Here is a 5,037-nt window from a genome sequence, read left to right as displayed (position 1 = left end):
GGCTGCTGACCACCGAACTGGCCACCTTGCTGCGGGGCCGGCTGCTGACCACCGAACTGGCCACCCTGCTGGGGGGCTGCGGCCGGTTGCTGGCCGCCCTGCTGAGGCGCCTGCTGCGGGCGACCACCAGCGAAGTTGCCGCCGCCACCTTCACCACGCGTATCCAGCATCTGCATGTCGTTGGCCACGATTTCGGTGCTGTAACGGTCATTGCCGTTCTGATCCTGCCACTTGCGCGTCTGCAGGCGGCCTTCGATATACAGGCGTGAGCCTTTCTTGACGTATTGCTGGGCCACTTCAGCCAGCTTGTTGAACATCACCACACGGTGCCATTCGGTACGTTCCTGACGCTGACCGCTCTGGCGATCATTCCAGGTGTCCGTCGTCGCGAGGTTCAGGTTGCACACCGCACTACCGGACGGGGTGAAGCGAACTTCCGGGTCTTGACCGAGATTACCGATCAGAATGACCTTGTTTACGCCACGAGCCATGAAGATTACTCCTGCAAATAGACCGGCGCGCCATGGGCACCGGAGAAGGTATCGAGTGCACCGGCAATGTGTTGCCGATGTCAGGGTTCAGCTGGCAGGCACTTCCGCGCCTGCCGGAGTTTCGTCATCACGCTGGCGAGTGAAACGGGCCAGCGCCTTGTCATCCAGTGTATCGCGTGTGACCTTGAGATAAGCGACCCGTTCCTCACGCACCACGAGCGCCTCTTCCACGCCGGCGATCGCCAGCAGGCGTGTCTGCAGCTCGACGGCCGACAATTGCGCGGCCTCGGGTGACAGGCCGATCACTTCACTACCCAGATGTCGCGGCGGTTGCATGCCCCACACCACGGCCAGCCACAGAATGGCGACCAGCCCCATGGCGAAGAACACGCCGCTCAGACCGAAATGCCCGGTCAACCAGCCGCCCCCGACACCGCCAACGAAGGCGCCCAGGAACTGACTGGTGGAATAGACCCCCATCGCCGTGCCCTTGGCACCGGCCGGGGCCAGCTTTGAGATCATCGACGGCAAGGTCGCCTCAAGCAGATTGAAGGCGACGAAGAACAGCCACAGCAGGCCGAGGAACATCGCCAGCCCCGCATGCTCGATGCCATCGACTCCCAGCAGCAGCAAGCTTGTCGCGATGGTCGCGACGGCTCCCAGGAAGACGGGCTTCATGCGCCGATACTTCTCGGCCACGATGACCAGCGGCAGCATGGCGACAAAGGCCAGCCCCATCAATGGCAGGTAGATCCAGCCGTGATGCGCCGGGGCGATGCCGAAATTGACCAGCTGCTGGGGAATGGCCACGAAGCAGGCGGTCAGGATCATGTGCAGCGCAAAGATCGACACATCCATGCGCAACAACGCGGAATTCGCGAGGATACCCTTGAGCTGGCGCCTATCAAGCCCCACATCCTGATGTTGACGCCTGGGCGCAGCTGGCACCAGCTTCCAGAGCACGAACAGGCTCGCGACGGCCATCACGGCGGTCAACCAGAAGACCCCCGACAGGCCGAAGGCATCTGCGGCCAGTGGCCCTGCGACCATCGCCAGCGCGAAGGCGACCCCGATCGACATGCCGATGGAGGCCATCGCCATGGTGCGAACCTCCTCCCGGGTCTGATCGGCCAGCAGTGCCATGATCGCTCCCGCCACGGCGCCGCTGCCCTGCAGACAGCGTCCAAGGATGATCATCTCGATGCTGTCGGCCGTCGCCGCGACCAGCGAGCCCAGAATGAACAACCCGAGCCCGAAGCCGATCACGGCCTTGCGCCCCAGTCGGTCTGACAGCCAGCCGAACGGAATCTGCAGCAATGCCTGGGTCAGCCCGTAGCCACCCAGCGCCACACCGACCAGTGTCGGCGTCGCACCGGCGAGATCACGGGTATAGAGCGCCAGCACCGGCAACACCATGAACAGCCCCAGCATGCGAGTCGCATAGAGGCTGGCAAGGCCGACGATGGCGCGGCGTTCCGGCGCGAGCAGTCGAGAGGTTTTCATGGGCGGCGGCGGGCTCCGGAGCATGACAGTCAAGAAGAGGGAGGCCGACCACGTGGGTCGCCGAGATGTGACGTCCAACGGTGGTCGCCCACCAATGGACTGCATATTCTAAGGCCCGCTTGGCGGCTTTGAAAGCATGCAGCCTTTGCCGGGTGTTTCACCCGCGCCTTATAATCGTTGCTTTTATCGACGCAGCCCGAGGTGGCAATGGACAGGATTCAGGTGAGGGGTGCGCGCACCCACAACCTCAAGAACATCGATGTCGAACTGCCGCGTGACAAGCTGATCGTGGTGACCGGACTTTCCGGTTCCGGCAAGTCATCACTTGCCTTTGACACTCTCTATGCCGAGGGACAGCGGCGCTACGTCGAATCACTGTCCACCTACGCACGTCAGTTCCTGTCGATGATGGAAAAGCCGGACATCGACCATATCGAAGGTCTGTCACCGGCGATTTCCATCGAACAGAAATCGACCTCGCACAACCCGCGCTCCACCGTCGGTACCATTACCGAGATCTACGACTACCTGCGCCTGCTGTATGCACGCGCCGGTACGCCGCGCTGCCCGGACCACGCGATCGACCTGGAAGCCCAGACCATCTCGCAGATGGTCGATCAGGCGCTCGCCTTGCCGGAAGGCAGCAAGCTGATGCTGCTGGCTCCCGTGGTCAGTGGCCGCAAGGGTGAGCACCTCCAGCTGCTGTCAGAGCTGCGCGCCCAGGGCTTCGTGCGGGCCCGCATCGACGGCGTGATCGTCGAGCTGGATGATCTCAAGCCGCTGGAGAAGAACAAGAAGCATGACATCGACGTCGTCGTCGATCGCTTCAAGGTGCGCGAAGACCTCAAGCAGCGCCTGGCCGAATCCTTCGAGACCGCGCTGAATCTGGCCGACGGCAGCGCGCGCCTGCACTTCATGGATGGCGAACAGGAAGACCTCGTCTTCTCCTCGCGCTTCGCCTGCCCGGTGTGTGGCTATGCGCTGGCCGAGCTGGAACCGCGCCTGTTCTCCTTCAACAACCCGGCGGGCGCCTGCCCGACCTGTGACGGCCTCGGCGTGAAGCAGTATTTCGATCCCGAGAAGCTGATCAGCCATCCTGAGCTGTCACTGGCCGAAGGCGTCATCAAGGGCTGGGACCGCCGCAGTGTCTACTACTTCAGCCAGCTGCAGGCCGTTGCCGAGCATTACGGCTTCGCGCTGGAAGCGGCCTGGGAGTCGCTCAGCGATGAAGCGCGTGACGCCGTGCTCAATGGCAGTGGCCGCGAGGACATCGCCTTCAGCTACGTGAATGACCGTGGCCGCAAGGTGACCCGCGAGCACCCCTTCGAGGGCGTGCTGCCCAACATGGAGCGCCGTTACCGCGAGACCGAATCCAACATGGTGCGCGAGGACCTCGCCCGCTATCTGGCGGTCCAGCCGTGCCCGAGCTGCGACGGCTCGCGCCTGCGTCGTGAAGCGCGCAACGTCTATGTCGATGACCGCACGCTCTCCGAGGTCGTGCGTCAGCCGATCGGCGAGGCGTGGGAAGAGTTCGGCAAGCTGAGCCTGCCGGGACGCAAGGGCGAGATCGCCGCCAAGATCGTGCATGAGATCCAGGCGCGCCTCGAATTTCTCGTCAATGTCGGCCTCGACTATCTGACCCTGGAGCGCAGCGCCGACACCCTGTCCGGCGGTGAGGCGCAGCGTATCCGTCTCGCCAGCCAGATCGGTGCCGGCCTGGTCGGGGTGATGTACATCCTCGATGAGCCGTCCATCGGCCTGCATCAGCGTGACAATGATCGCCTGCTCAAGACGCTGATCCATCTGCGCGACCTGGGCAACACCGTGATCGTGGTCGAGCATGATGAGGACGCGATTCGCGCCGCCGACCACGTGCTGGATATCGGCCCGGGCGCCGGCGTGCATGGTGGCGAGATCGTCGCCCAGGGCACGCCGGAGCAGATCGAGGCCACGCCGGGCTCATTGACCGGGCAATACCTGAGTGGCGAGCGCGAGATCGCCGTGCCGCCCTACCGCCTTCCGGCCAACCCTGACAAGGTGCTGCGCCTGACCGGTGCCACCGGCAACAACCTGCAGGATGTGACGCTGACGCTGCCGACAGGCCTGCTGACGTGCATCACCGGGGTCTCGGGCTCGGGCAAGTCGACGCTGATCAATGCCACCCTGATGCCGCTGGCGGCGCGTGAGCTCAATCGGGCCACCACCCTGACGCCCGCGCCCTACGGCACCATCGAAGGGCTGGACCTGTTCGACAAGATGGTGGATATCGACCAGAGCCCCATCGGGCGGACGCCGCGCTCCAATCCGGCGACCTATACCGGCATCTTCACGCCGATTCGCGAGCTGTTCTCAGGCACCCAGGAAGCACGCGCCCGCGGCTACAAGCCGGGCCGCTTCAGCTTCAACGTCAAGGGCGGCCGCTGCGAGGCCTGTCAGGGCGACGGCCTGATCAAGGTCGAGATGCACTTCCTGCCCGACATGTACGTGCCCTGCGATGTCTGCAAGGGCAAGCGCTACAACCGCGAGACGCTTGAAGTGCAGTACAAGGGCAAGAACATCCACGAAGTGCTGGAGATGACCATCGAGGAGGCGCTGGAGTTCTTCTCGCCGGTTCCGGCCATCGCCCGCCGCCTGCAGACGCTGATGGATGTCGGCCTCTCCTACGTCCGCCTCGGCCAGAGCGCGACCACGCTGTCCGGCGGTGAAGCCCAGCGCGTCAAGCTGGCGCGTGAGCTGGCCAAACGCGATACCGGCAAGACGCTCTATATTCTCGATGAGCCGACCACCGGTCTGCACTTCGAGGATATTCGCCAGCTGCTGGTCGTGTTGCACCGCCTGCGCGATCACGGCAACACCGTGGTCGTGATCGAGCACAACCTGGATGTGATCAAGACCGCCGACTGGCTGATCGACCTCGGTCCGGAAGGCGGCTCAGGCGGCGGCCAGATCATCGCCGAAGGCACGCCGGAGCAACTGGCCACGCAGGAGATCTCGCACACCGGTCGCTTCCTGGCCCCGCTGCTGGAGCGCCAGAAAGCCACCA

3 protein-coding genes are annotated in these 5,037 nt (G+C 64.1%); 1 reads left to right on the top strand and 2 read right to left on the bottom strand.

What is annotated here, in order from left to right; genetic code table 11:
- Together ssb and AC4FAH_RS13110 are read right to left on the bottom strand one after the other, a co-directional pair.
- On the bottom strand, positions 1 to 491 hold a 491-nt coding region (ssb, locus tag AC4FAH_RS13115), incomplete at its 3' end, for a single-stranded DNA-binding protein (RefSeq protein WP_490246174.1).
- An 87-nt stretch (positions 492 to 578) separates the two neighbouring features.
- Positions 579 to 1,994 carry an MFS transporter gene (locus AC4FAH_RS13110; protein ID WP_054556904.1) on the bottom strand — a complete coding sequence of 472 codons (1,416 nt, stop codon included), beginning with the start codon at positions 1,992 to 1,994 and terminating at the stop codon, positions 579 to 581.
- A gap of 207 nt (positions 1,995 to 2,201) precedes the next feature.
- Here AC4FAH_RS13110 and uvrA point away from each other — a divergent pair.
- A partial coding sequence (gene uvrA / locus AC4FAH_RS13105; protein ID WP_490246173.1) for an excinuclease ABC subunit UvrA occupies positions 2,202 to 5,037 on the top strand: 2,836 nt, incomplete at its 3' end.

The organism is Cobetia sp., assembly GCF_983723665.1.
The sequence above is the reverse complement of the archived record's forward strand: the minus strand, read 5'-3'. Positions and strand labels throughout refer to the sequence as shown.

Excerpts from the sequence above, each read along its gene's own strand:
- AC4FAH_RS13110 (WP_054556904.1), bottom strand. The coding sequence starts at position 1,994 with ATGAAAACCTCTCGACTGCTCGCGCCGGAACGCCGCGCCATCGTCGGC.